The organism is Streptomyces coeruleoprunus (genome assembly GCF_039542925.1).
Classification (GTDB): Bacteria; Actinomycetota; Actinomycetes; order Streptomycetales; family Streptomycetaceae; genus Streptomyces; species Streptomyces coeruleoprunus.
Map to the genome: position 1 here is coordinate 1,854,326 of NZ_BAABIT010000001.1, position 23,815 is coordinate 1,878,140.

Annotated in this window: 21 protein-coding genes; 4 read left to right on the forward strand and 17 right to left on the reverse strand. The window is 72.4% G+C overall.

The window, feature by feature from the left end:
• Positions 1 to 199: 199 nt before the first annotated feature.
• The 7 genes from truB to rimP all read right to left on the reverse strand — a co-directional run bounded on the left by truB (position 200) and on the right by rimP (position 7,128).
• A complete protein-coding gene (gene truB / locus ABEB09_RS07845; protein WP_345688459.1) occupies positions 200 to 1,099 on the reverse strand; it encodes a tRNA pseudouridine(55) synthase TruB in 900 nt (299 codons plus the stop codon).
• Positions 1,099 to 1,557, reverse strand: coding sequence for a 30S ribosome-binding factor RbfA (gene rbfA / locus ABEB09_RS07850; RefSeq protein ID WP_345688461.1), 459 nt, complete (start codon positions 1,555 to 1,557; stop codon positions 1,099 to 1,101). The genes truB and rbfA overlap by 1 nt, the downstream gene beginning before the upstream one ends.
• A gap of 27 nt (positions 1,558 to 1,584) precedes the next feature.
• Positions 1,585 to 1,878, reverse strand: a complete 294-nt coding sequence (locus tag ABEB09_RS07855; RefSeq protein ID WP_345688463.1) for a DUF503 domain-containing protein — start codon at positions 1,876 to 1,878, stop codon at positions 1,585 to 1,587.
• Between the two features lie 154 nt (positions 1,879 to 2,032).
• A complete protein-coding gene (gene infB, locus ABEB09_RS07860) occupies positions 2,033 to 5,098 on the reverse strand; it encodes a translation initiation factor IF-2 (RefSeq protein WP_345688465.1) in 3,066 nt (1,021 codons plus the stop codon).
• Positions 5,099 to 5,245: 147 nt separating this feature from the next.
• The gene (locus ABEB09_RS07865; RefSeq protein WP_345688467.1) at positions 5,246 to 5,524 is read right to left on the reverse strand and encodes a YlxR family protein; all 279 of its coding nucleotides are present in this window, start codon (positions 5,522 to 5,524) and stop codon (positions 5,246 to 5,248) included.
• Positions 5,525 to 5,635: 111 nt separating this feature from the next.
• On the reverse strand, positions 5,636 to 6,625 hold the full coding sequence (gene nusA, locus ABEB09_RS07870) for a transcription termination factor NusA (protein ID WP_345688469.1): 990 nt from the start codon (positions 6,623 to 6,625) through the stop codon (positions 5,636 to 5,638).
• 2 nt (positions 6,626 to 6,627) lie between these two features.
• Complete coding sequence (rimP, locus tag ABEB09_RS07875) at positions 6,628 to 7,128, reverse strand: ribosome maturation factor RimP (protein ID WP_345688471.1); 501 nt, start codon at positions 7,126 to 7,128, stop codon at positions 6,628 to 6,630.
• A gap of 174 nt (positions 7,129 to 7,302) precedes the next feature.
• On the opposite strand from rimP, the gene ABEB09_RS07880 reads away from it, so the two are divergent.
• The 4 genes from ABEB09_RS07880 (at position 7,303) to ABEB09_RS07895 (ending at position 10,261) form a co-directional block, all read left to right on the forward strand.
• Entirely contained in the window at positions 7,303 to 7,836 is a 534-nt protein-coding gene (locus ABEB09_RS07880; protein WP_345688473.1) for a hypothetical protein, read from the forward strand.
• Positions 7,833 to 8,249, forward strand: a complete 417-nt coding sequence (locus ABEB09_RS07885; protein WP_345688475.1) for a ferritin-like domain-containing protein — start codon at positions 7,833 to 7,835, stop codon at positions 8,247 to 8,249. Before ABEB09_RS07880 ends, ABEB09_RS07885 begins: the two co-directional genes overlap by 4 nt.
• A 32-nt stretch (positions 8,250 to 8,281) precedes the next feature.
• Positions 8,282 to 9,190, forward strand: coding sequence for an aminoglycoside phosphotransferase family protein (locus ABEB09_RS07890; RefSeq protein WP_345688477.1), 909 nt, complete (start codon positions 8,282 to 8,284; stop codon positions 9,188 to 9,190).
• A gap of 114 nt (positions 9,191 to 9,304) precedes the next feature.
• Positions 9,305 to 10,261 (forward strand): slipin family protein, encoded by a 957-nt coding sequence (locus ABEB09_RS07895; protein ID WP_345688479.1) that lies wholly within the window; start codon positions 9,305 to 9,307, stop codon positions 10,259 to 10,261.
• A gap of 43 nt (positions 10,262 to 10,304) precedes the next feature.
• Here the strand turns inward: ABEB09_RS07895 and ABEB09_RS07900 are convergent, their stop codons facing one another.
• From ABEB09_RS07900 to ABEB09_RS07945, 10 genes are all read right to left on the reverse strand, one after another.
• Complete coding sequence (locus tag ABEB09_RS07900; protein WP_345688481.1) at positions 10,305 to 12,002, reverse strand: proline--tRNA ligase; 1,698 nt, start codon at positions 12,000 to 12,002, stop codon at positions 10,305 to 10,307.
• 235 nt (positions 12,003 to 12,237) lie between these two features.
• Positions 12,238 to 12,774, reverse strand: coding sequence for a GNAT family N-acetyltransferase (locus tag ABEB09_RS07905; RefSeq protein WP_345688483.1), 537 nt, complete (start codon positions 12,772 to 12,774; stop codon positions 12,238 to 12,240).
• A gap of 30 nt (positions 12,775 to 12,804) precedes the next feature.
• Entirely contained in the window at positions 12,805 to 13,650 is an 846-nt protein-coding gene (locus ABEB09_RS07910) for a GNAT family N-acetyltransferase (RefSeq protein ID WP_345688485.1), read from the reverse strand.
• A gap of 147 nt (positions 13,651 to 13,797) precedes the next feature.
• The gene (gene ispG / locus ABEB09_RS07915) at positions 13,798 to 14,955 is read right to left on the reverse strand and encodes a flavodoxin-dependent (E)-4-hydroxy-3-methylbut-2-enyl-diphosphate synthase (RefSeq protein ID WP_345688487.1); all 1,158 of its coding nucleotides are present in this window, start codon (positions 14,953 to 14,955) and stop codon (positions 13,798 to 13,800) included.
• Between the two features lie 187 nt (positions 14,956 to 15,142).
• Entirely contained in the window at positions 15,143 to 16,444 is a 1,302-nt protein-coding gene (locus ABEB09_RS07920; protein WP_345688489.1) for a M50 family metallopeptidase, read from the reverse strand.
• Positions 16,441 to 17,700, reverse strand: a complete 1,260-nt coding sequence (gene dxr / locus ABEB09_RS07925; RefSeq protein ID WP_345688490.1) for a 1-deoxy-D-xylulose-5-phosphate reductoisomerase — start codon at positions 17,698 to 17,700, stop codon at positions 16,441 to 16,443. Before dxr ends, ABEB09_RS07920 begins: the two co-directional genes overlap by 4 nt.
• A gap of 55 nt (positions 17,701 to 17,755) precedes the next feature.
• The gene (aroA, locus tag ABEB09_RS07930; RefSeq protein ID WP_345688492.1) at positions 17,756 to 18,997 is read right to left on the reverse strand and encodes a 3-phosphoshikimate 1-carboxyvinyltransferase; all 1,242 of its coding nucleotides are present in this window, start codon (positions 18,995 to 18,997) and stop codon (positions 17,756 to 17,758) included.
• Between the two features lie 82 nt (positions 18,998 to 19,079).
• Positions 19,080 to 21,011 (reverse strand): acyl-CoA dehydrogenase family protein, encoded by a 1,932-nt coding sequence (locus ABEB09_RS07935; RefSeq protein WP_345688494.1) that lies wholly within the window; start codon positions 21,009 to 21,011, stop codon positions 19,080 to 19,082.
• A 184-nt stretch (positions 21,012 to 21,195) separates the two neighbouring features.
• Positions 21,196 to 22,641, reverse strand: a complete 1,446-nt coding sequence (locus ABEB09_RS07940; protein WP_345688496.1) for an aldehyde dehydrogenase family protein — start codon at positions 22,639 to 22,641, stop codon at positions 21,196 to 21,198.
• 162 nt (positions 22,642 to 22,803) lie between these two features.
• On the reverse strand, positions 22,804 to 23,754 hold the full coding sequence (locus tag ABEB09_RS07945; RefSeq protein WP_345688498.1) for an EamA family transporter: 951 nt from the start codon (positions 23,752 to 23,754) through the stop codon (positions 22,804 to 22,806).
• Between the last annotated feature and the right edge of the window lie 61 nt (positions 23,755 to 23,815).

Genomic DNA, 23,815 nt, shown 5'->3' on the forward strand with positions numbered 1-23,815 from the left:
GTTCGACGGTAGGTCGGTGGTGATCACCACGAGAAGGACGTCGATCGAACGCGCCCCCGAATGCTCCCGCGGTTCACTCCGAGCGCCTGCCCAAGTGGGTGAATAGGCGTTCTGGGGCGGACAGAGACAGAGGGAGGGGGATCGTGGAGCGGGCGAACACCCCTGGCCCGCTCCACGGTGACGGCGCGCCGAGCACCCGTCAGCCGAAGACGGCCAGGCTCTTCGCCCTGCCGCCCTTCTCCTCCACGAGGGCCAGGAAGCGGCCCTCGGGCCCGAACACGGCGACCGGCGACGTGTCGTACGACGGCATGTCGATGCGTACGCCGTTCAGCAGCAGCCGTGCGCGCCGCTCGTCCACCTCCCAGCGCGGGAAGGCGGCCGCGGCGGCCTCGGCGATGGGCATGACGGTCAGCTCCTCCTGGAGCTGGTCGAGCGTGCGGGCCGCGTCCAGCTTGTACGGGCCGACGCGGGTGCGGCGCAGCGCGGTCAGGTGGCCGCCGACGCCGAGGGCGGCGCCCAGGTCGCGGGCGAGGGCCCGGATGTAGGTCCCGGAGGAGCAGACCACCGACACGACGAGGTCGACGACGGGCGTCCCGTCCTCGGCGACGGCGTCGCGCATGTCGTAGACGACGAACTGCGACACGGTGACCGGGCGGGCCGGGATGTCGAAGTCCTCGCCGCCGCGCACGCGGGCGTAGGACCGCTTGCCGTCGATCTTGATGGCGCTGACCTTGGACGGCACCTGCATGATGTCGCCGGTCAGCTTGGCGACCTCGGCGTCGACGTCGGCCCGGGTGACCCCGGAGGCGTCCACGGACGAGGTGATCTCGCCCTCGGCGTCGTCCGTGATCGTGTTCTGGCCGAGCCGGATGGTGCCCAGGTACTCCTTCTCGGTCAGCGCGAGGTGGCCGAGGAGCTTGGTGGCCTTCTCGACGCCGAGGACGAGGACGCCGGTCGCCATGGGGTCGAGCGTGCCGGCGTGGCCGACGCGCCGGGTGCGGGCGATGCCGCGCATCTTGGCGACGACGTCGTGCGAAGTGAAGCCCGACGGCTTGTCGACGATGACAAGGCCGTCGGGCGTACGTGCTGTGCTGCTCATCAGGCGCCGGCGCCGTCCTCGTCCGCCTCGGCCTCGTCCTCGCCGGGCTTGCGGTACGGGTCGGCCTCGCCCGCGTACGTCTTGCCGGTGGACACCTGGCGTACCTCGGCGTCCTTGGCGCGCGCCTTGTCGAGGAGGTCCTCGATGGTGCGCGCGTTGTCGGGCAGGGCGTCCGGGACGAAGGTCAGCGTCGGCGTGAAGCGGACCCCGGTCTGGCGGCCCACCTCGGAGCGCAGGATGCCCTTGGCGGACTCCAGCGCCGCCGCGGAGGCGGCCCGCTCCTCCTCGTCGCCGTAGACCGTGTAGAAGACCGTGGCCTCCCGCAGGTCACCGGTGACCCGGGCGTCCGTGATGGTCACGAACCCCAGCCGCGGATCCTTGATACGCCGATCCAGGGTCTCCGCGACCACGACCTGGATGCGATCGGCCAGCTTGCGGGCCCGCGCGTTGTCGGCCACCGGTCCGTCTCCTCTTTCGTCTTGCGTTCACTCTTCATCGGTGTGGATGCGCCGCCGTACGGACAGCAGCTCCACCTCGGGCCGGGCGGCCACGAGGCGTTCACACCGGTCCAGCACCCCTGTGAGGTGTCCGGCGTCCCCGGAGACCATCGCCACGCCGATCTCGGCCCTGCGATGGAGGTTCTGGTTGCCGGTCTCCGCCACACTCACCGCGAATTTGCGCTGGAGTTCGGCGACGATCGGCCGGACGACGGAGCGCTTCTCCTTCAGCGACCGGACGTCGCCGAGGAGCAGATCGAAGGACAGCGTCCCCACATACATGTAAGCCCGGATGTCCCGCCGGTTCGGGTTCGGAGCCCCGCCGGCCATTCGGCGGGGAACATCAGAACCGTACACGCAGCGGCCGGGGCCGATCGACGGAAATTCTTCCGCCGACCGGCCCCGGTGTGACGCTGTCCGCGTGTCAGCCGTGCGGTCAGCCGCGCGGCTTCTCGCGCATCTCGTACGTCGCGATGATGTCGTCGACCTTGATGTCGTTGAAGTTTCCGAGGTTGATACCACCCTCGTAGCCTTCGCGGATCTCGGTGACGTCGTCCTTGAAGCGACGCAGACCCTCGATGTTGAGGTTCTCCGCGACCACCTTGCCGTCGCGGATGAGGCGCGCCTTGGTGTTGCGCTTGACCTCGCCGGAGCGGATGAGGACACCCGCGATGTTGCCCAGCTTGGACGAGCGGAAGACCTCGCGGATCTCCGCCGTACCCAGCTCGACCTCTTCGTACTCCGGCTTGAGCAGACCCTTGAGGGCCGCCTCGATCTCCTCGATGGCCTGGTAGATCACCGAGTAGTACCGGACGTCGACGCCCTCGCGCTCCGCCATCTGCGCGGCACGGCCGGCCGCACGGACGTTGAAGCCGATGACGATGGCGTCGGAGCCCATCGCCAGGTCGATGTCGGACTCGGTGACCGCACCCACACCGCGGTGCAGGACCCGGATGTCGACCTCTTCACCGACGTCGAGCTGGAGCAGCGAGGACTCGAGAGCCTCGACCGAACCGGACGCGTCGCCCTTGATGATGAGGTTGAGTTCCTGGATCTGACCGGCCTTGAGCACCTTGTCGAGGTCCTCGAGGGACACCCGGCGGACGCGCTTGGCGAAGGCGGCGTTGCGCTCGCGCGCGGCGCGCTTCTCGGCGATCTGGCGGGCCGTACGGTCCTCGTCGACGACCAGGAAGTTGTCGCCGGCGCCCGGGACGTTGGTGAGACCCAGGACCAGGACGGGAGTCGACGGGGTCGCCTCCTCGACGTTGTTGCCCTTGTCGTCGAGCATCGCCCGGACGCGGCCGTACGCGTCGCCGACCACCATCGTGTCGCCGACCCGCAGCGTGCCTCGCTGGACCAGGACGGTCGCGACGGCACCGCGGCCACGGTCGAGGTGCGACTCGATGGCGATGCCCTGCGCGTCCTGCTCCGGGTTGGCCCGCAGGTCCAGCGCCGCGTCGGCGGTGAGGACGACGGCCTCGAGCAGCTTGTCGATGTTCAGGCCCTGCTTGGCGGAGATGTCGACGAACATGGTGTCGCCGCCGTACTCCTCGGCCACCAGGCCGTACTCGGTCAGCTGACCGCGCACCTTCGTCGGGTCCGCGCCCTCGACGTCGATCTTGTTGACCGCGACGACGATCGGGACGTCCGCGGCCTTGGCGTGGTTGAGCGCCTCGACCGTCTGCGGCATGACACCGTCGTTCGCCGCGACCACGAGGATCGCGATGTCGGTGGACTTGGCACCACGGGCACGCATGGCGGTGAACGCCTCGTGACCCGGGGTGTCGATGAAGGTGATCTTGCGGTCCTCGTCGTTGACCTGCGTCGCGACCTGGTAGGCACCGATGTGCTGGGTGATGCCACCGGCCTCGCCCGCGACCACGTTGGTCTTGCGGATCGCGTCGAGGAGGCGGGTCTTACCGTGGTCGACGTGACCCATGACGGTCACGACCGGCGGACGCGGCACGAGGTGGTCCTCGCCGCCCTCGTCCTCGCCGAACTCGAGGTCGAACGACTCGAGCAGCTCACGGTCCTCCTCCTCGGGGCTGACGATCTGAACCGTGTAGTTCATCTCGTCGCCGAGGAGCTGCAGCGTCTCGTCGGAGACGGACTGCGTGGCCGTGACCATCTCGCCGAGGTTCATCATGACCGCGACGAGCGACGCCGGGTTGGCGTTGATCTTCTCCGCGAAGTCGGTGAGGGACGCACCGCGCGACAGGCGAACGGTCTCGCCGTTGCCGCGAGGCAGCATCACGCCGCCCACGGACGGGGCCTGCATGGCCTCGTACTCCTGGCGCCTCTGACGCTTCGACTTGCGGCCACGACGCGCCGGACCGCCGGGACGGCCGAACGCACCCTGCGTGCCACCACGGCCACCGGGGCCGCCGGGACGACCACCGAAGCCGGGACGACCGCCGCCGCCACCGCCGGGGCCGCCGCCGAAGCCGCCGCCACCGGGACGCGGGCCGCCGAAGCCGCCGCCACCGCCCGGACGACCGCCGCCGCCGGGACCGGCCGGACGGCCGGCGAAGCCGGGACGACCGCCGCCGCCACCGGGACCGGGACGACCGGCACCGCCGGGACCACGGCCACCGGGGCCGGGACGCGGGCCGGCAGCCGGACGCTGCGGCATCATGCCCGGGTTCGGGCGGTTACCGGCCGGACCGGCACCCGGGCGCGGGGCCTGGGGACGCGGCATGGAGCCGGGAGTGGGGCGCGGGCCGCCGGGACCGGCCTGCGGGCGCGGACCGGCCTGGCCGGGAGCACCCTGCGGACGCGGGCCGCCGGCACCGGGGGCGCCGGGACGCGGGGCACCGCCCGGACGGGGCGCCTGCGGGCGCGCCATGCCGGTGGAGCCGCCGGACGTGAAGGGGTTGTTGCCCGGACGCGGACCGGCCGGACGGGCACCCGGGCGCGGGGCCTGCTGGCCGGGGCGCGGGCCACCCGGACGCGGGGCGCCGGGCTGGCCGCCGCCCTGCGGGCGCGCGGCGGGACGGGGGCCGGGGGTCGCACCGGGGCGCGTACCGGCGGCGGGGGCCGACGGAGGCGCGGTGAACTCCGGCTTGGTCGGGGCCGGGGCCGCAGGAGCCGGCTTGGGGGCCGGTGCGGGCTTCGGACCCGGAGTCGGACGCGGGCCGGGGGCCGGCGCCGCGGGCTTCTCGGCCACCGGGGGCTTCGGCGCGGGGGCGCCGGGCTTCGGGGCGGCCGGACGTGCCGCCTGCGCCGGGGAGGGCGCGGCGGGCTTGCCAGGGGTGGGGGCGCCACCCGCGCGCTTGGCGGGGGCGGTGGGCGCGGCCTTGCGAGGCGCGCCGGGCTTGGCAGCGGACTTGCCGGCGGTACCGCCGGGCCCCTGCAAAGCGTCGGTCAACTTACGGACAACCGGCGCCTCGATCGTCGAGGACGCCGAACGCACGAATTCACCGAGTTCCTGGAGCTTGGCCATGACGACCTTGCTCTCCACACCGAACTCCTTGGCGAGTTCGTATACCCGGACCTTAGCCACTTCGCTCCTTTGAGGTCCGGTTACCGCCGGACCGTCGCTACTTCATGGGCGTACTCATCGCGTACTCATCGAGTGCTCATCGCAATCTCGACCTACTTCCACTCGCGAGGTACCTGACCGCACGGTATTGCCGTGCCGTACTTCTTCTTACGGTGTCGCCTGCTCGACGTAACGGCGGACGTCCGCGGTGTCGAGCGGACCCTGGACCCGGAGGGACCGGGGGAACGCCCGGCGGCGGACCGCCAGATCGAAACAGGACAGGACGGGATGCACATAGGCACCCCGACCGGGCAGCGTACCGCGAGGATCGGGGGCGCAGTCGCCCTCGACCGCCACGATGCGCAGCAGATCGCTCTTGGCCGCCCGCTCCCGGCATCCCACACAGGTTCGCTCAGGGCATGCGCGGGCATGCGTCCGGCCAGACACGCTTAAGTCTACCTCCCCGCACCGACCTCACCCCTTTGGGGCAAGAATCGAACGGTTGTTGTCGTGATCCCGTCGTGGTCCCGCGATCGCTCAACGTGACCGCGACGCGATCTATTCCCCGGCCTGCTCGGTGTCGGGCCGGATGTCGATGCGCCAGCCGGTGAGGCGGGCAGCGAGGCGGGCGTTCTGCCCCTCCTTGCCGATCGCCAGCGACAGCTGGTAGTCCGGCACGGTCACCCGGGCGGAGCGGGCGCCGAGGTCGACGATCTCCACCTTGGACACCCGGGCGGGGGACAGCGCGTTCGCCACCATCTCGGCCGGGTCGTCCGACCAGTCGACGATGTCGATCTTCTCGCCGTGCAGCTCGGCCATCACGTTGCGGACACGGCCGCCCATCGGGCCGATGCAGGCGCCCTTGGCGTTGAGCCCCGAGCGGGTGGAGCGGACGGCGATCTTGGTGCGGTGGCCGGCCTCGCGGGCGATCGCGGCGATCTCGACGGAGCCGTCGGCGATCTCCGGGACCTCCAGCGCGAAGAGCTTCTTCACCAGATTGGGATGCGTACGCGAAAGGGTGACGGACGGGCCGCGGACACCCTTGGCCACCCGGACGACGTACGTGCGCAGGCGCAGGCCGTGCGTGTACTCCTCGCCGGGCACCTGCTCCTGCACGGGGAGGATGGCCTCGAGCTTGTCGTCCAGCTTCACGAGGACGTTCTTCGGGTCCTTGCCCTGCTGGACCACGCCGGCGACGATGTCGCCCTCGCGGCGGGCGTACTCACCGAACGTGACGTCGTTCTCGGCGTCGCGCAGGCGCTGCTGGATGACCTGGCGCGCGGTGGTCGCCGCGATCCGTCCGAAGTCCGACGGGGTGTCGTCGAACTCCTTGGGCTCCTGCCCCTCCTCCAGGTCGGCCGGGTCCTCCTTCGCCCACACCGTCACATGACCGGTCTGGCGGTCCAGCACGGCACGGGCGTGGCGGCGGGCTCCCTCGGTGCGGTGGTAGGCGATGAGGAGGGCCGACTCGATCGCCTCGACCAGCAGCTCGAAGGGGATCTCCTTCTCTTGTGCCAAGCCCTTAAGGAGCTTCACATCGATGTCCACGGCTACGCCTCCTCCTCTTCCTTCTTGTCCTTGCGGTTGAACTCGATCTCCACGCGCCCCTTGGCGATCTCGGGGAACTCCACCCGCCTGGCGGTGGGCTTGCGGCCCTTCAGGCCGGGGACCTCCAGGTCCAGCCCGGCGTCGTCCACGCCCAGGATGCGGGCCACCAGGTCGCCGCCCTCGTGCAGCTGCAGCTTCACGAGGCGGCCGGTGGCCCGTACGTAGTGGCGGTGCTCGGTGAGGGGGCGGTCGGCGCCGGGGGAACTCACCTCGAGGACGTACTCGCCCTCGCCCATCGCGTCCGTCTCGTCGAGCGTGTCGGAGATGGCGCGGCTCAGCTCGGCACAGGCGTCGAGTTCCACGCCTTCGTCCGAGTCGACGATGACCCTCAGCACCCGTCGGCGGCCCGCCCGGGACACCTCGATCTCCTCGAGATCCAGCTGCTTGGCGCTGACCAGCGGTTCCAGCAGCCCGCGCAGCCTCTCGCTCTGGGTGGTGCTCATCCGGGTGACTCCTCGGCCGCGTGTGCTGTTGTGGGTTCGTCGCGTGTCAGATCAAAGGGTATCCGGTCCCGAGGGGTGTTGCCGTCCACCTCGGGACGACCCGCAGGTACGCTCGCCTGCGGTGATCTTCGAATCGCGGCCGCGGAGCCGGACCGGGACCTGAAGGGGTGACGCGTGGGGCGCACGGAGACGACACGCAGGCGTGCGCTCGTGGCGACGGGCGTGGCGACGGCGGCGGGACTGCTCGCCGGGTGCACCGGCTCGGGTGGCCGGAAACCGACGCCGCACACCGTGACCGCCGCGGAGCGGGCCGCGCGGACGGAGGCGGGGCTGCGCCGCAGGTCGGCGGCCGTGAGCGCGGAGCTCCTCGCGGGGTACGACGAGGTGCTGAGCGCCCATCCGACGCTGCGGTCCCGGCTGGCGCCGCTGCGGGAGGCCACGGCCCTGCACGTGGCGGCACTGGCCCCTGCGGGCGCGACGCCCGCTCCCCCGCCCTCGCCCGTGCCGTCGGGGTCGGCGGTCGCCCAGAAGGTGCCCGCCGACCCGGCGGCCGCGCTGGGGCGGCTCGCCGCGCTGGCGTCCCGTACGGCGACCGCGCACACGACCGCGCTGGTGACCGCGCCGCCCGAGCTGGCGCGGCTGCTCGCGTCCGTCGCGGCGGCCGGCGCCGTCCACGCGTACCTGCTCACCGAGGGGAGCCGGGCATGAGCGCCCTGGAGGCCGTGCAGGCGGCGCTCGCGGCGGAGCACGCCGCCGTGTACGGGTACGGGGTCGTCGGAGCCCGGATCGGCGCGGTGCGCCGGGCGGAGGCCGTCGCGGCGGACGCCGGGCACCGCTCCCGGCGGGACGCGCTGGCGCGGACGGTGCGGGACCTGGGCGGTACGCCGGCCGCGTCGGCCGCGGCGTACGCGCTGCCGTTCCCGGTGGCGGACGAGGAGTCGGCCGTACGGCTCGCGGCGGAGCTGGAGGACGGCGTGGCCGCCGTGTACTCCGACCTGGTGCGTGCCGCGGGCGGCGCCCTGCGCCGGGAGGCGGCCGGGGCGCTGCGCGAGGCGGCGGTGCGGGCCGTTCGCTGGCGCGGGAGCGGCGTAGCCTTTCCTGGGCTCGCCGAGCGGTCGTGAGCCCCGGCTCACGAAAGGGAACAACGACACGCATGGCTGACGCCGCCTTCGCACCACCGCGCCGGCTGGTCCGGGCGCTCCACGAGGCCCCCGGTCAGGCCGAGGCGGAAAGGTGGCTCGACCGGCTTCCCGAGCTGACGCGGGAGGCCCTGGCCGCCCACGGGGCGCGGGCCGAACGGGTGGTGGAGCCCGGCGGGCGCAGCAGCCTCGTGGCCCTCGTCCGGCGGCGGGACGACGAGCCGGCCGCGCTGAAACTGGCGCCGCCGTTCGCCGAGCCGGACCTGGAGCGGGACGCGCTGGTCCACTGGAACGGCTGGGGCGCGGTGCGGGTCCTGGAGCCGGGTACGGGCCCGGGCCTGCTGCTGGAGCGGCTGCAGCCGGAGGTGTCGCTGCGCTCGCTGCCGGAGGCGAAGGCGCTGCTGGAGGCGGCGGGCACGGTTCGCAAGCTGTGGGTGGCGCCGCCGGAGGGGCACGGTTTCGAGTCGGTCGGGCGGCGTACGGCGCGGCAGGCCGCGGCGCTGGAGGCGCACCTGGCCGACCCGGTGGCCGCCCCGCTGGTGGACGCCGCGCTGGCGGTGCGCGAGGAACTGGTGGCGGGCGAGCCGGAGGCGCTGCTGCTGCACGGCTGTTTCCGGCAGGGCAAGGTGCTGGCGGGGGAGCGGGCCCCGTGGCTGACCGTGGGGCCGGAGCCCGTGGTGGGCGAGCGGGCGTACGACCTGGCGCGGCTGGTCAGGGACCGGGTGGAGGACCTGGTCGCGGAGACCTCGGGGGCGGCGGCGGCCCGGCGCCGCGTCCACAAGCTGGCCGACTCGCTGGACGTGGACCGCGAGCGGCTGCGGGGCTGGACCCTGTTCCGGGCGGTGGAGTCCGCGAGCCGGGCGTTCACGGCCGAGAGGCGGCCGTACGGCGAACTGCTGCTGGAGTTCGCGAGCTGGTTGTAGGGGCCGGGCGCAGGCACACCCGGCGCCCGCCGGCCGTTCCCCGCCGTACGCCATCCGGGTGCACTATGGGGGCGTAGTGCACGATTCGTCCCCGCGCGACGGCAGGGGGTCGTCATGGTCGAGGAACTGTTGACCGCGCTGTTCCTGACGGGATCCGCGGCGGTGGCCTACGTGGCGGCCGCTCTGCGGGTCGTGAAGCAGTACGAGCAGGGCGTCGTCCTGCGCTTCGGGCGGCTGCAGAGCCGGATCCGGGGGCCCGGCCTCACCATGATCGTTCCGTTCGTGGACCGGATGCGCAAGGTGAGCCTGCAGATCGTCACCATGCCGGTGCCGGCCCAGGACGGCATCACCCGCGACAACGTCACGGTGCGGGTGGACGCGGTGATCTACTTCAAGGTCGTCGACCCGGCCGACGCCGTGATCCGCGTCGAGGACTACCGCTTCGCCGTCTCGCAGATCGCGCAGACCTCGCTGCGCTCGATCATCGGCAAGAGCGACCTGGACGACCTGCTCTCCAACCGGGAGAAGCTCAACCAGGGCCTGGAGCTGATGATCGACAACCCGGCGGTGGAGTGGGGCGTGACCATCGACCGGGTCGAGATCAAGGACGTGTCGCTGCCGGAGACGATGAAGCGCTCGATGGCCCGGCAGGCCGAGGCCGACCGGGAGCGGCGGGCCCGGCTGATCAACGCGGACGCCGAGTTCCAGGCGTCGAAGAAGCTCGCCGAGGCGGCGAGGGAGATGGCCGACACACCGTCCGCCCTCCAGCTGCGGCTGCTGCAGACCGTCATGGCCGTCGCCGCCGAGAAGAACTCGACGCTCGTGCTGCCGATCCCCGTGGAGCTCCTGCGCTTCCTGGAGCGGTCCGCGGAGTCGGCCGAACACCAGATGGCGGCGCCCCACCGGCACGAGGAGCCCGCGGAGAGCGAGCGGGCGCTCGAACCCGGGCACACCGCCGCGCCCTCGGCGTCGCACCCGCATCCGCACGCGGCGGCCCGGGTCCCGACGCACGAACCGGCGCCGCACGTCCCGGTACGGGACGACGACGCCGGTACGGCCGGCTGCATCTGAGCGCCGCGGCCGAGCCTGCCGGCAGGCTCGGCCGGATCCGCTCTCAGGCGGTGAGGCGGGCGATCGCCTCGTCCACCGTCAGTTCCTCGCGCTCGCCCGTGCGGCGGTCCTTCAGCTCGACGACGCCCTCGCCCGAGCGGCGGCCGGCCACCAGGATGTGCGGGACGCCGATCAGCTCCGCGTCCGTGAACTTCACGCCCGGGGAGACGCCCGCGCGGTCGTCGACCAGGACGCGCAGGCCCTGCCGGCCCAGCTTCTCGGAGACCTCCAGGGCCAGCTCGGTCTGGAGGGCCTTGCCGGCGGCGACGACGTGGACGTCGGCCGGGGCGATCTCGCGCGGCCAGCACAGGCCCTTGTCGTCGGCGCTCTGCTCGGCGAGCGCGGCGACGATGCGCGACACGCCGATGCCGTACGAGCCCATGGTGACGCGGACGGGCTTGCCGTTCTGGCCGAGGACGTCGAGCTGGAAGGCGTCGGCGTACTTGCGGCCGAGCTGGAAGATGTGGCCGATCTCGATGGCGCGGTCCAGCTTCAGGCCGGTGCCGCAGTTGGGGCAGGGGTCGCCCTCCTCGACGACGACCACGTCGAGGTACTGGTCGACCTCGAAGTCGCGGCCGCAGACGACGTTCTTCGCGTGGGTGTCGGCCTTGTTGGCGCCGGTGATCCAGGCGGTGCCGGGCGCGACGCGCGGGTCGGCGATGTAGCGGACCTTGTCCAGGCCCTGCGGGCCGACGTAGCCGCGGACGAGGTCGGGGCGGTTCACGAAGTCCTCGGCGGTGACCATCTCGACGACGGCCGGGGCCAGGTGGTCCTCCAGCTTGCCCATGTCGACCTCGCGGTCGCCCGGCACGCCGACGGCGACGATCTCGCCGTCCACCTTGACCAGGAGGTTCTTGAGGGTGGCGGAGGCCGAGACGCCCAGGTACTCGGCGAGCGTCTCGATCGTCGGGGTGTCGGGGGTGTCCAGCTCCTCGACCGGGCCGTGCGCGGAGGCGTCGGCCGCCTCGCCGCCGGTGAAGGTGACGGCCTCGGTGTTGGCGGCGTAGTCGCAGGACGGGCAGTAGACGAAGAGGTCCTCGCCGGCGGCGGCGGGCGCGAGGAACTCCTCGGACTGCGAGCCGCCCATGGCGCCGGAGATCGCAGAAACGATCTTGTAGCGGAAGCCCAGGCGGTCGAAGATCGCGCTGTACGCCTTGCGGTGCAGGCCGTACGCCTCGGCCAGGCCCTCGTCGGTGGTGTCGAAGGAGTACGAGTCCTTCATCAGGAACTCGCGGCCGCGCAGGATGCCGGAGCGCGGGCGGGCCTCGTCACGGTACTTCGCCTGGATCTGGTAGAGGATCACCGGCAGGTCCTTGTAGGACGTGCACTGATCCTTGACCAGCTGGGTGAAGATCTCCTCGTGGGTGGGGCCGAGGAGGTAGTCGCCGCCCTTGCGGTCCTGGAGGCGGAACAGCTCGGCGCCGTACTCGTCCCAGCGGCCCGTCGCCTCGTACGGCTCCTTGGGCAGCAGCGCGGGCAGCAGGACCTCCTGGCCGCCGATGGCGTCCATCTCCTCGCGCACGACGCGGGCGACGTTCTCCAGGACCTTCTTGCCGAGCGGCAGCCAGGACCAGATGCCGGCGGCGTTGCGGCGGACGTAACCGGCGCGTACGAGCAGCTTGTGGCTGAGCGTCTCGGCGTCCGCCGGGTCGTCGCGCAGTGTCTTGACCATCAACCGGGACATGCGCTGGACCTGGGCCATGGGGAACTCTCCTGCGGTGAAAAGTGTGATGGGCAGGAGGTTAGCCGGGCGCCCCCGGCAGGCGGAAATCAGTTGGCCCCGATCCGTCCCTTCCGGCGTAGGCCGGACCCTGTCACCGCCGCCGCAACGGCAGAGGCGCGCCCATCACCGCGTACGGGCGTGCCGCGCTCGGACCGCACCTCCCGGGGGACGACCCCCGGACCCCCGGCACACCCACAACCGCCCACCCCCACCGTCACCGCCGCCGCAACGGCAGAGGCGCGCCCATCACCGCGTACGGGCGCGCCGCGCTCGGGAAGTGGACCTGGCGGGCGAGGTCCACGTAGCCGAGGGAGCGGTAGAGGCGGCGGGCCGGGCTCTCGGTGTCGATCGCGGAGAGGATCGTGCGGGGTTCCTCGGCGGTCGCGGTGATCGTGGTGATCAGCTCCGTGCCGATGCCCCGGCCCTGGTAGTCCGGGTGGACGTGCAGCTCGGTGATGACGAACGCGTCGTCGAGCCAGTGCTCGGTGCCGCTCCTGACCAGGTACGGCTGGACGATGGTGGACCACCAGTGGGCGCGGTCGTTGGGCATGCCGTAGACGAAGCCGACCAGCCGTCCCGCCGGGGTCGTCGCGCCGTACGCGCGGGCGCCCCGGCAGGCCATGTGGCGCAGCACGATGTGGCGGCGCACCGCGACCTCGCCGGAGGTGAGGCCGAAGGCGAGGGCTTGCACGGCCAGCGCGTCGTCCACGCGCGCCGCGAGGTCGAGCGGTCCGACCGCGACGTCATCCATGCGCGGCACCCTACTTTCCGGTCGGGGCATTCAGAACAGCACGCTCATGAAGGCGCCCACCTCACGGAACCCGACTCTGCGGTACGCGGCGCGGGCGGGGGTGTTGTAGTCGTTGACGTACAGGCTGACGACGGGTGCCACGTCGGCCAGGGCGTAGCGCAGGACCGCCGCCATGCCGGTCTCGGACAGGCCCCGGCCGCGGTACTCGGGCGCGACCCAGACGCCCTGGATCTGGCAGGCCTTGGAGGTGGCGGCGCCGATCTCGGCCTTGAAGACGACCTTGTCGTCCTCGAAGCGGGCGAAGGAGCGGCCGGAGCCGACGAGTTCGGCGACGCGCGCCTGGTAGAGCAGTCCGCCGTCGCCGGCCATCGGCGAGATGCCGACCTCCTCGGTGAACATGGCCACGCACGCGGGCATGATCAGGTCCATCTCGTCCTTGCGGACGCGGCGGACGTGCGGGTCGGGCTCGATGTCGGGCGAGGGCCGCTCGGTGACCATGAGCGGCTGGTGGGGGCGTACGTCGCGGGCGGGGCCCCAGCTCGGTTCGAGGAGCCGCCAGAGGTGGGCGGTGGGCTCGGCGGGCCCGACGATGGAGGAGCAGCGGCGGCCGGTGCGCCGGGCGCGGTCGGCGAAGGCGCGGACGGCGTCGGGCGTGGCGCAGATCGGGACCAGGTTGGCGCCGGAGTAGCACAGCGAGCGGAGCCGGCCCTCCGTGTACCAGCCCCACATCTCGCCGCCGAGACGCCAGGGGTCCAGCCCCGCGACCTGGACGCGTGCGGTGACGAACGCGTTGGCGACGGGGTCGCTCTCCAGGACGGCGAGCGCGGCGCCGAGGTCGCCGGGTTCCAGGACCCGGGTGGTGGTGTGGGTCAACACGGAAGGGCCTCACCAGTGGTCTGTCGGTCCAGGAACTGTACCCGGCGCTCGGCTCCGGGCGGGCGGGACCGCGTCCGCACGCGCTCGAGCCCCGCCGCGGTCGGTGCGGCGGGGCTCGGCGGGTCGTGGGGGCGGCCGGGTGCCGGGTCAGCCGGCGACGGAGACCTCGGGCTCGCCGGAGGGGACGCCGTCCTTCTCCATCTGCTCGGCGATCTTCATCGCCTCCTCGATGAGCGTCTCGACGATCTTCGACTCGGGGACGGTCTTGATGACCTCGCCCTTGACGAAGATCTGGCCCTTGCCGTTGCCGGAGGCGACGCCGAGGTCGGCCTCGCGGGCCTCGCCGGGGCCGTTGACGACGCAGCCCATGACGGCGACGCGCAGCGGCACCTCCATGCCCTCCAGGCCGGCGGTGACCTGGTCGGCGAGCTTGTAGACGTCGACCTGGGCGCGGCCGCAGGACGGGCAGGAGACGATCTCCAGGCGGCGCTGGCGGAGGTTCAGGGCCTCCAGGATCTGGATGCCGACCTTGACCTCCTCCGCGGGCGGCGCGGACAGGGAGACGCGGATGGTGTCGCCGATGCCCTCGGAGAGCAGCGCGCCGAACGCGACGGCGGACTTGATGGTGCCCTGGAAGGCGGGGCCGGCCTCGGTGACGCCGAGGTGCAGCGGGTAGTCGCACTGGGCGGCGAGCTGACGGTAGGCGTTGACCATCACGACGGGGTCGTTGTGCTTGACCGAGATCTTGATGTCGCGGAAGTCGTGCTCCTCGAAGAGGGACGCCTCCCACAGCGCGGACTCGACGAGGGCCTCGGGGGTGGCCTTGCCGTACTTCTGGAGGAGCCGCCGGTCGAGGGAGCCGGCGTTGACGCCGATGCGGATGGGCGTGCCGGTCTCGCGGGCCGCCTTCGCGATCTCCTTGACCTTGTCGTCGAACTGCTTGATGTTGCCGGGGTTGACGCGGACGGCCGCACAGCCGGCGTCGATGGCGGCGAAGACGTACTTGGGCTGGAAGTGGATGTCGGCGATGACCGGGATCTGCGACTTCTTGGCGATGACCGGCAGCGCGTCGGCGTCGTCCTGCGTGGGGCAGGCGACGCGGACGATCTGGCAGCCGGACGCGGTCAGCTCGGCGATCTGCTGGAGGGTGGCGCCGATGTCGGAGGTCCGGGTCGTCGTCATGGACTGCACCGACACGGGGGCGTCGCCGCCGACGGCCACCGAGCCCACCATGATCTTCCGGCTGACGCGGCGCTCGGCCAGCTTGGTCGGAACGGACGGCATACCGAGAGAAATCGCGGTCATCTGCTGTGCAACCCCAAGGTGTGGATCGAGGTCCCGATATCGGCGGGCTCCAGTGCTTCGAGGTTACAGGTGGCGTGCTGCCGCCAGCACATCGCGCCGGTGCACGGCGGGTCCGCACCACCCGAAGGGAGCGGCCGGGCGCCCTGGAGGCGCCCGGCCGTGTGTACGAAGTGGCAGCTGTTTCCGGTCAGGAGATCTTGACCGGGTTGACGATGTCCGCCAGCAGGACGAGCAGCGTGAAGCAGATGAAGATGCCCGCCACCACGTACGCCACCGGCATGAGCTTGGCGACGTCGAAGGGGCCCGGGTCGGGGCGGCGGAACAGCTTCGCCACGTGCCGCCGCAGGGACTCCCACAGGGCGCCGGCGATATGGCCGCCGTCCAGGGGCAGCAGCGGCAGCATGTTGAACAGGAACAGGGACAGGTTGAACGTGGCGAGGACCAGCAGGAGCGTCGCGACGATGTTCTGCGCGGGGACGTCGAGGTTCATCACCTCGCCGCTGATGCGGGCGGCGCCGACGATGCCGACCGGCGAGTCGGCCTTGCGCTCGCCGTCGCCGAAGGTGGCGTCCCACAGGTCGGGGATCTTGGACGGCAGGGCGATGACGGCCTCGGCGCCGTTCTCGATCATGTCGCCCATGCGGTCCACGGACTGGCCGAGGGTGAGCGGGACGATCTCGGTCTTGGCGGCGAAGCCCAGGTAGCCGGCCACGACGTACTCGTCGGGCACGACCTCGCCGTCCTCGTCCTTCTTCACCACGAGGTTCTTGGCGAGGGTGGGGTGCAGGACGACCTGCTTGCCGTCGCGCTCGACGGTCAGCGTGGCGGGGCCGATCGTGTCGCGGATGTGGGCGGACAGCGTGCCCCAGTCGTCGACGGGCCTGCCGTTGAAGGCGACGATCCGGTCGCCCGCCTTGAGGCCGGCCGCGTGGGCGGGCGACACCTTGTCGCCCTTGGCGCACGTGTCGCGCTCCTCGCTCTGGGCGATGATGCACTTCTGCACGCCCGCGACCTCGGTGGTCTGCGTGGCGAAGCCGAACGTCATGCAGACGCCGACGAAGATCGCGACGGCCAGGACGAGGTTCATGAAGGGGCCGGCGAACATCACGATGACGCGCTTCCACGGCTTGCGCGTGTAGAACAGCCGCGTCTCGTCGCCCGGCCGCAGCTCCTCGTACGCCGCCGAGCGGGCGTCCTCGATCATGCCGCGCCAGGGGGAGGTGGACCGGGCCTCGATCCGGCCGTCCTCGCCGGGCGGGAACATCCCGATCATGCGGATGTAGCCGCCCATGGGGATGGCCTTGATGCCGTACTCCGTCTCGCCCTTCTGGCGGGACCAGAGGGTCGGGCCGAAGCCGACCATGTACTGCGGCACGCGGATGCCGAAGAGCTTGGCGGTGGAGAGGTGGCCCAGCTCGTGCCAGGCGATGGAGATCAGCAGCCCCACGGCGAACACCGCGATGCCGAGGATCGTCAACAGAACCGTCATGCGCGAACCTCCGCCGTCGCCTTCGCCGCTTTCGCCGCCAGCTCACGGGCCCGGGCCCGTGCCCAGGTCTCCGCTTCCAAGACGTCCGTCACCGTCAGTGAAGTTCCCGGGGTGGGCGTGCCGTGTTCGGCGACGACCGCGGTGACCGTGTCCATGATGGCGGGGAACGGGAGCCGGCCGGCGAGGAACGCGTCCACGCACTCCTCGTTGGCGGCGTTGAACACGGCCGGGGCCGTGCCGCCGAGTTCGCCGACGTGCCGGGCGAGCCCGACGGAGGGGAAGGCTTCGGTGTCGAGGGGGAAGAACTCCCAGGTCGACGCCTTGGACCAGTCGAAGGCGGGGGCCGCGTCCGGGACGCGCTCGGGCCAGCCGAGGCCGATGGCGATGGGGCCGCGCATGTCGGGCGGGGTGGCCTGGGCGAGGGTGGAGCCGTCGGTGAACTCGACCATGGAGTGCACGTACGACTGGGGGTGGACGACGACCTCGATGCGGTCGAAGGGGATGTCGTACAGCAGGTGCGCCTCGATGACCTCCAGGCCCTTGTTGACCAGGGTGGCGCTGTTGACCGTGATCACCGGGCCCATGGCCCAGGTGGGGTGCGCGAGGGCGTCCTCCCGGGTGACGTGGGCGAGTTCGGCCTTCGTGCGGCCGCGGAAGGGGCCCCCGGACGCGGTGACGACCAGCTTGCGGACGTCGGCGCGGGTGCCGGCGGCCAGGGCCTGGAAGAGCGCGGCGTGCTCGGAGTCGACCGGGATGATCTGGCCGGGCTTGGCGACGGCCTTCACCAGCGGGCCGCCGACGATCAGCGACTCCTTGTTGGCGAGGGCGAGCGTGCGGCCCGCCTCCAGGGCGGCGAGCGTGGGGGCGAGGCCGATGGAGCCGGTGATGCCGTTGAGCACCGTGTGGCACTCGGAGGCGGCGACCTGGGTGGCGGCGTCGGGGCCGGCCAGGATCTCGGGCAGCGGCTCGGAGCCGTAGTGCTCCTTCAGGGCGTCGCGCAGCGCGGGCACCGCGTCCTCGCGGGCCACGGCCACCGTGCGCACCCGCAGCCGGTGCGCCTGCTCGGCGAGGAGCCCGGCCCGGCCGCCTGCGGCGGAGAGCGCGGTGACGCGGAACCGGTCGGGGTTGCGCAGCACCAGGTCGATGGCCTGGGTGCCGATGGACCCGGTGGAGCCGAGGACGACGATGTCCCGGCGGCCTTCGGCCGGATCGAAGGCGATGTGCGGGTCGGCGAGGGATGCTGGGCTGTCGCTCATGCCCCCCATTCTTGCCGTAACCGCGGGGTGCTCGGACCGGGTCCCCCCGGCCCGGTCAGCGGGCGTCGTCGCGGAACGCGGCGAACACCTCGTGGAAGGCCGGGAACGTCTTGCGTACGCAGCCGGGGTCGTCGAACGTGATGCCGGGCGCGCCGGGGGTGCGCAGACCGGTGACCGCGAAGGACATGACGATGCGGTGGTCGCCGTGGGTGGCGATCTCCGCGGGCCGCGGGGTGCCGGGGTGGATCTCGATCCAGTCGGGTCCCGTGTGCACGGTGATGCCGAGGCGGCGCAGGTTCTCGGCGCAGGCGTCGAGGCGGTCGCACTCCTTCACGCGCGTGTTGGCGACGTCCTCGATGCGCACGGGGCCGTCGGCGAAGGGGGCGATGGCGGCGAGGGTGGGCATGGTGTCGGAGATGTCGCGCATGTTGACGGTGAGGCCGCGCAGGCGTCCGGTGCCCCGCACGGTCGTGCGGTCGGCGGCGATGTCGACGTCGGCGCCCATGCGGCGCAGGACGTCGGCGAACGCGAGGTCGCCCTGGAGGGCGCCGGTGCCGAGGCCGGGCACGGTGACCTCGCGGCCGGTGAGCGCGGCGGCGGCGAAGAAGTAGCTGGAGGTGGAGGCGTCGGGCTCGACGGCGTAGGTGGTGGCGCGGTAGCCGGTGGGCGGGACGGTGAAGACGCGGCCGTCGCGGGTGGGTCCGGCGCCGAAGGCCCGCATCATGGCGAGGGTGATCTCGACGTACGGCTCCGAGACGAGGTCGGTGACGGTGATGCGCAGGCCCTCGGCGGTGAGCGGGCCGAGCATGAGGAGCGCGGTGAGGTACTGCGACGACTGACCGGCGTCCAGTGTGAGGTCGCCGCCCTTGATGCCGGCGGCGGCGATCCGCAGCGGGTGGTGGCCCTCGGCCTCCTCGTGGCGCAGGTCGACGCCGAGGGCGCGCAGGGCGCCGGTGAGCGGGCCGAGCGGGCGGCGGCGCATCTGCGCGGAGGCGTCGAAGCGGAAGTCGCCGTGTCCGGCGGCGGCGAGCGTCGGCAGGAACCGCGCGGTGGTGGCGCCGTCGCGGCAGTGGACGTCGGCGGTCGCGGCGGCGGGCCCGGCGGGCCGGCCCTGGACGCGCCAGGTGTGCGGGGTGCGCTCCACCTCGTACCCGAGTGCGGTCAGGCCCTCGGCGAAGCCCTCGGTGTCGTCGGAGGCGAGGGGGCGGACGAGGGTGGTGGTGCCGTCGGCCGCCGCGGCGAGGAAGAGCGCGCGGGCGGTGACGGACTTGGAGCCGGGGATGTCGATGACGGTCACGGCGCCCATCCTGCCGCGCGGGGCGGGACGGGCGCCGGGCGTCTCAGCTGCTGGTCGCGCGGGCCGCTCCGTGGCGGTCCGCTCAGCGGATCGGGCGGTGGACGTTCTCGTGGACGGACGGGCCGGGGGTGGCGTCGGCGATCCAGGGGCCGTCGCCGCTGGGGTCGATGACGCCCTCCTCCAGCCAGCTGTAGCGGCCGGCGAGGACGCCCTTGACGACCTTGCGGTCCAGGTCGTCGGTGTTGGCCCACAGGCGGCCGAAGAGTTCCTCCACGCGCAGCCGCGACTGGCGGCAGAACGCGTCGGCCAGCTGGTACGCCTCCCGGCCGTGGTCGGTCGTCGTGCGCAGCAGCTCGGCGCGGACGCAGGAGGCGCTCATGGCGAAGAGTTCGGCGCCGATGTCGACGATCCGGCCGAGGAAGCCCTGCTTGGTCTCCATACGGCCCTGCCAGCGTGACATGGCGTAGAAGGTGGAGCGGGCCAGCTTGCGGGAGGTGCGCTCGACGTAACGCAGGTGTGTGGCCAGGTCCGGGTGGCCGGCGGGGTGGAAGTCGCCGTACGTACCGGGGAGCTGGCCGCGGCCCGCCACGAGCCTGGGCAGCCAGCGGGCGTAGAACGCGGTCGCCTGGGCGCCGGCCTTCGCCTTGTCGCCGAGGGTCTTGTCGGGGTCGATGATGTCGCCCGCGACGGCGAGGTGGGCGTCGACGGCCTCGCGGGCGATCAGCAGGTGCATGATCTCCGTCGAGCCCTCGAAGATCCGGTTGATGCGCAGGTCGCGCAGCAGCTGCTCGGTGGGCACGGGGCGCTCGCCGCGGGCGGCCAGGGACTCGGCGGTCTCGTAGCCGCGGCCGCCGCGGATCTGGACCAGCTCGTCGGCCATGAGCCAGGCCATCTCGGAGCCGTACAGCTTGGCGAGGGCGGCCTCGATGCGGATGTCGTTGCGGTCCTCGTCGGCCATCTGGCTGGCCAGGTCGAGGACGGCTTCGAGGGCGAACGTCGTCGCGGCGATGAAGGCGATCTTGGAGCCGACGGCCTCGTGGTGGGCGACGGGCTTGCCCCACTGCTCGCGGACGGCGCTCCACTCGCGGGCGATCTTCAGGCACCACTTGCCGGCTCCGGCGCACATGGCGGGCAGGGAGAGGCGGCCGGTGTTGAGGGTGGTGAGGGCGATCTTCAGGCCGGAGCCCTCGGGGCCGATGCGGTTGGCGGCGGGCACGCGGACCCGGTGGAAGCGGGTGACGCCGTTCTCCAGGCCGCGCAGGCCCATGAAGGCGTTGCGGTGCTCGACGGTGACGCCCTCGGACGCGGCCTCGACGACGAACGCGGTGATGCCGCCCCGGTGGCCCTCGGAGGCCGGTACGCGGGCCATGACGACGAGGAGGTCGGCGACCACGCCGTTGGTGGTCCACAGCTTGACGCCGTCCAGGACGTAGTCGTCGCCGTCGGGGACGGCGGTGGTGGCGAGGCGGGCCGGGTCGGAGCCGACGTCGGGCTCGGTGAGGAGGAACGCCGAGATGTCCGTACGGGCGAGCCGGGGCAGGAAGGTCTCCTTCTGCTCCGGCGTGCCGAAGAGCTTGAGCGGCTGCGGTACGCCGATCGACTGGTGCGCGGAGAGGAGGGCGCCCACGGCCGGGCTCACGGAACCGACCAGCGCGAGGGCCTTGTTGTAGTACACCTGCGTGAGGCCGAGCCCGCCGTACTTGGTGTCGATCTTCATGCCGAGCGCGCCGAGCTCCTTGAGGCCGTCGATCACCGCGTCGGGGATACGGGCCTCGCGCTCGATGAGCGCTCCGTCGATCTTCGTCTCGCAGAAGTCCCGCAGCTTCGCCAGGAACTCCTCGCCCCGCTGGGCGTCCTCGGCGGCGGGCAGGGGGTGCGGGTGGATCAGGTCGAGGCGGAAGCGCCCGAGGAACAGCTCCTTGGCGAAGCTGGGCTTGCGCCAGTCCTGCTCGCGGGCGGCCTCGGCGACCTGACGGGCTTCACGCTCGGAGACTTTGGGCTTGTGGCCGGACATGGAGGGCTCACCTCACCGCGGGGTCGGGGGTGGTGGCGGCCGGCGGCTGTCTACCGACCGGTGCTACTCGACCGTACCTACCCGTTTCCGGCGTCGGCGAAGCGAAGCCGCGGAGCGGCAGAAGGCGGCCGGAGCCCCCGCACAGTGGGCTCCGGCCGCCGGTTCGTGGGCCGTACGAGTGGACTTACAGGGCCAGTCCGGTGAGGACCAGCACCCGCTCGTACGTGTAGTCGTCCATCGCGTAGCGGACACCCTCACGGCCGACGCCGGACTGCTTGGCGCCGCCGTACGGCATCTGGTCGGCGCGGTACGACGGGACGTCGCCGACGATCACGCCGCCGACCTCCAGGGCGCGGTGGGCGCGGAAGGCGGTCTGCAGGTTGTGCGTGAACACACCGGTCTGCAGGCCGAACTTGGAGTTGTTCACCTCGGCGAAGGCGGCGGCCTCGCCGTCGACCTTGTGCAGGGTGAGGACCGGGCCGAAGACCTCCTCGCAGGCGAGGGTGGTGTCGGCGGGCAGGTCGGCCAGCACGGTGGGCGCGTAGGTGGCGCCGTCGCGCTTGCCGCCGGTGAGCAGCGTGGCGCCGCGCTCGACGGCCTCGTCGACCCAGGACTCCACCCGCTTGGCGGCGTCCTCGCTGACGAGCGGGCCGACGTCGGTGGCGTCGTCGGACGGGTCGCCGGTGCCCTGGGCCTCGACGGCGGCGAGGACCTTCGGCACGAGCCGGTCGTAGACGCTCGCGTCCGCGATCACGCGCTGGACGGAGATGCAGGACTGGCCGCCCTGGTAGTTGGAGAAGGTGGCGATCCGGGTCGCCGCCCAGTCCAGGTCCTCCTCGGAGGACCAGTCGGCGAGGACGACGGCCGCGGCGTTGCCGCCGAGCTCCAGGGTGCAGTGCTTGTGCGGCACGGACTGCTGGATGGCGTAGCCGACCTTGTCGGAGCCGGTGAAGGAGATGACCGGCAGGCGCTCGTCCTGGACGAGGGCGGGCATGCGGTCGTTCGGCACCGGCAGGACCGACCAGGAGCCGGCGGGCAGGTCCGTCTCGGCCAGCAGCTCGCCGAGGATCAGGCCGGAGAGCGGGGTGGCCGGGGCGGGCTTGAGGATGATCGGCGCGCCGACGGCGATGGCCGGGGCGATCTTGTGGGCGCACAGGTTGAGCGGGAAGTTGAACGGCGCGATGCCGAGGACGACGCCCTTGGGGAAGCGGCGGGTCAGGGCGAGGCGGCCGGTGCCGCCGGCGTCGGTGTCGAGGCGCTGGGCCTCGCCGCCGTTGAAGCGGCGGGCCTCCTCCGCGGCGAAGCGGAACACGGACACGGCGCGGCCGACCTCGCCGCGGGCCCACTTGATGGGCTTGCCGTTCTCGGCGGAGATCAGCTGGGCGATCTCCTCGGTGCGCTCGGCGAGCCGCTTCGACACGTGGTCGAGGGCGGCGGCGCGGACGTGGGCGGGCGTCGCGGCGAACTCGTCCACGACGGCGTGCGCGGCGGCCACGGCCTCCTCGACCTGGGCCTCGCTGGGCACGCTGACCTGGCCGACGAGGCGGCCGTCCCAGGGGGAGGTGACGTCGAAGGTGGTCTCGCCGGTGGCCTGGCGGCCGGCGAGCCAGAAGGCGTGGGTGGCAGTCATCGCGGTCCCGGCCCTTCCGAAGTAGTGGGGTTCTCGCACGTGCGGTTGTGCTCTCAGGTCACACGGTAGGGCCGAGGGGGCGGAGGGGCGTTTGTCCGTGATGGAGTGGTCGGATCGCCGCCTCCGCCGGTTCGGCAGATGCACATCCGCTGGGCCCGCTCGTCATGAACGGCGCTCGGTGGACACGATGAGGCAGACCCCGGCGACGACGACGGCGCCGCCCAGGGCGATGGGCCAGGTCACGGCCTCGTCGAGGAGCAGCCAGCCGAGGCCGACGGCGACGACCGGGTTGACGTAGGCGTACGTCGCGACCAGGGACAGCGGGGCGGCCTGGAGGAGCCAGGCGTACGCCGTGAACGCGATCAGCGAGCCGAAGAGCACCAGGTACGCGAGGGCGGTCCAGGAGCGGGCGGAGAACGCGCCGAGGTCCAGTCCGCTGTGCTCGCCCCGGACGAGCCCGAGCAGCAGACAGCCGAGGCCGCCGGCGACCATCTCGTAGGCGCTCGCCGTGAACGGGTTGCGGGGCATCGGTATCCGCGAGGAGGAGAAGGAACCGACGGACCACATCACCGTCCCCACGACGACCGTGAGGACGCCGCCGATGCGGATGTCGCCGCTGAGGCCGGGGAGCGTGAGGACGGCGAGCCCCACGAGGCCGAGGAGGACGCCCGCGTACGCCCCGAGTCCGGGGCGCTCGCCGAAGGCGACGCGCAGCACGACCACCCACGCCGGGACGACGGCCACCAGCAGCGCGGCGAGCCCGGACGGCACGGAGGTCTCGGCGAGCACGACGAGGCCGTTGCCGCCGAGCAGGAGGAGGAGCCCGACGACGCCGGCGGAGGCGAGCTGGGCGCGGGTGACCTTGAGGACGGCGAGACCCTGGCGCCAGGCGAGCAGTGCGGCGAGGAGCAGGCCCGCGACGACGAAGCGGGCGCCCGCGGAGAGGAAGGGCGGCATGGTCTCGACGACCACGCGGATGCCGAGGTACGTCGAGCCCCACACGACGTACACGATCGCGAGGGCGGCCCATACGGCCCCGCCGATGCGGCGGGGAGCGGCGGGTCGGGAGGGGACCGGGGTGGAGGACGCCGCGTCGACGGCAGGGCTTGTCATGCTCCGGAGAATATGAAGCCACCACCCCGAACGCCAATGTCTTTGCCCGAGTTCGGGCAGG

Bases quoted from the DNA above. Each gene is read 5' to 3' on its own strand.
- truB (WP_345688459.1), bottom strand. From the start codon at position 1,099: ATGAGCAGCACAGCACGTACGCCCGACGGCCTTGTCATCGTCGACAAG.
- ABEB09_RS07855 (WP_345688463.1), bottom strand. From the start codon at position 1,878: ATGTATGTGGGGACGCTGTCCTTCGATCTGCTCCTCGGCGACGTCCGG.
- rimP (WP_345688471.1), bottom strand. From the start codon at position 7,128: ATGAGCACCACCCAGAGCGAGAGGCTGCGCGGGCTGCTGGAACCGCTG.
- ABEB09_RS07885 (WP_345688475.1), top strand. From the start codon at position 7,833: ATGAGCGCCCTGGAGGCCGTGCAGGCGGCGCTCGCGGCGGAGCACGCC.
- ABEB09_RS07890 (WP_345688477.1), top strand. From the start codon at position 8,282: ATGGCTGACGCCGCCTTCGCACCACCGCGCCGGCTGGTCCGGGCGCTC.
- ABEB09_RS07895 (WP_345688479.1), top strand. From the start codon at position 9,305: ATGGTCGAGGAACTGTTGACCGCGCTGTTCCTGACGGGATCCGCGGCG.
- ABEB09_RS07900 (WP_345688481.1), bottom strand. From the start codon at position 12,002: ATGGCCCAGGTCCAGCGCATGTCCCGGTTGATGGTCAAGACACTGCGC.
- ABEB09_RS07905 (WP_345688483.1), bottom strand. From the start codon at position 12,774: ATGGATGACGTCGCGGTCGGACCGCTCGACCTCGCGGCGCGCGTGGAC.
- ispG (WP_345688487.1), bottom strand. From the start codon at position 14,955: ATGACCGCGATTTCTCTCGGTATGCCGTCCGTTCCGACCAAGCTGGCC.
- ABEB09_RS07920 (WP_345688489.1), bottom strand. From the start codon at position 16,444: ATGACGGTTCTGTTGACGATCCTCGGCATCGCGGTGTTCGCCGTGGGG.
- dxr (WP_345688490.1), bottom strand. From the start codon at position 17,700: ATGAGCGACAGCCCAGCATCCCTCGCCGACCCGCACATCGCCTTCGAT.
- ABEB09_RS07935 (WP_345688494.1), bottom strand. From the start codon at position 21,011: ATGTCCGGCCACAAGCCCAAAGTCTCCGAGCGTGAAGCCCGTCAGGTC.
- ABEB09_RS07940 (WP_345688496.1), bottom strand. From the start codon at position 22,641: ATGACTGCCACCCACGCCTTCTGGCTCGCCGGCCGCCAGGCCACCGGC.
- ABEB09_RS07945 (WP_345688498.1), bottom strand. From the start codon at position 23,754: ATGACAAGCCCTGCCGTCGACGCGGCGTCCTCCACCCCGGTCCCCTCC.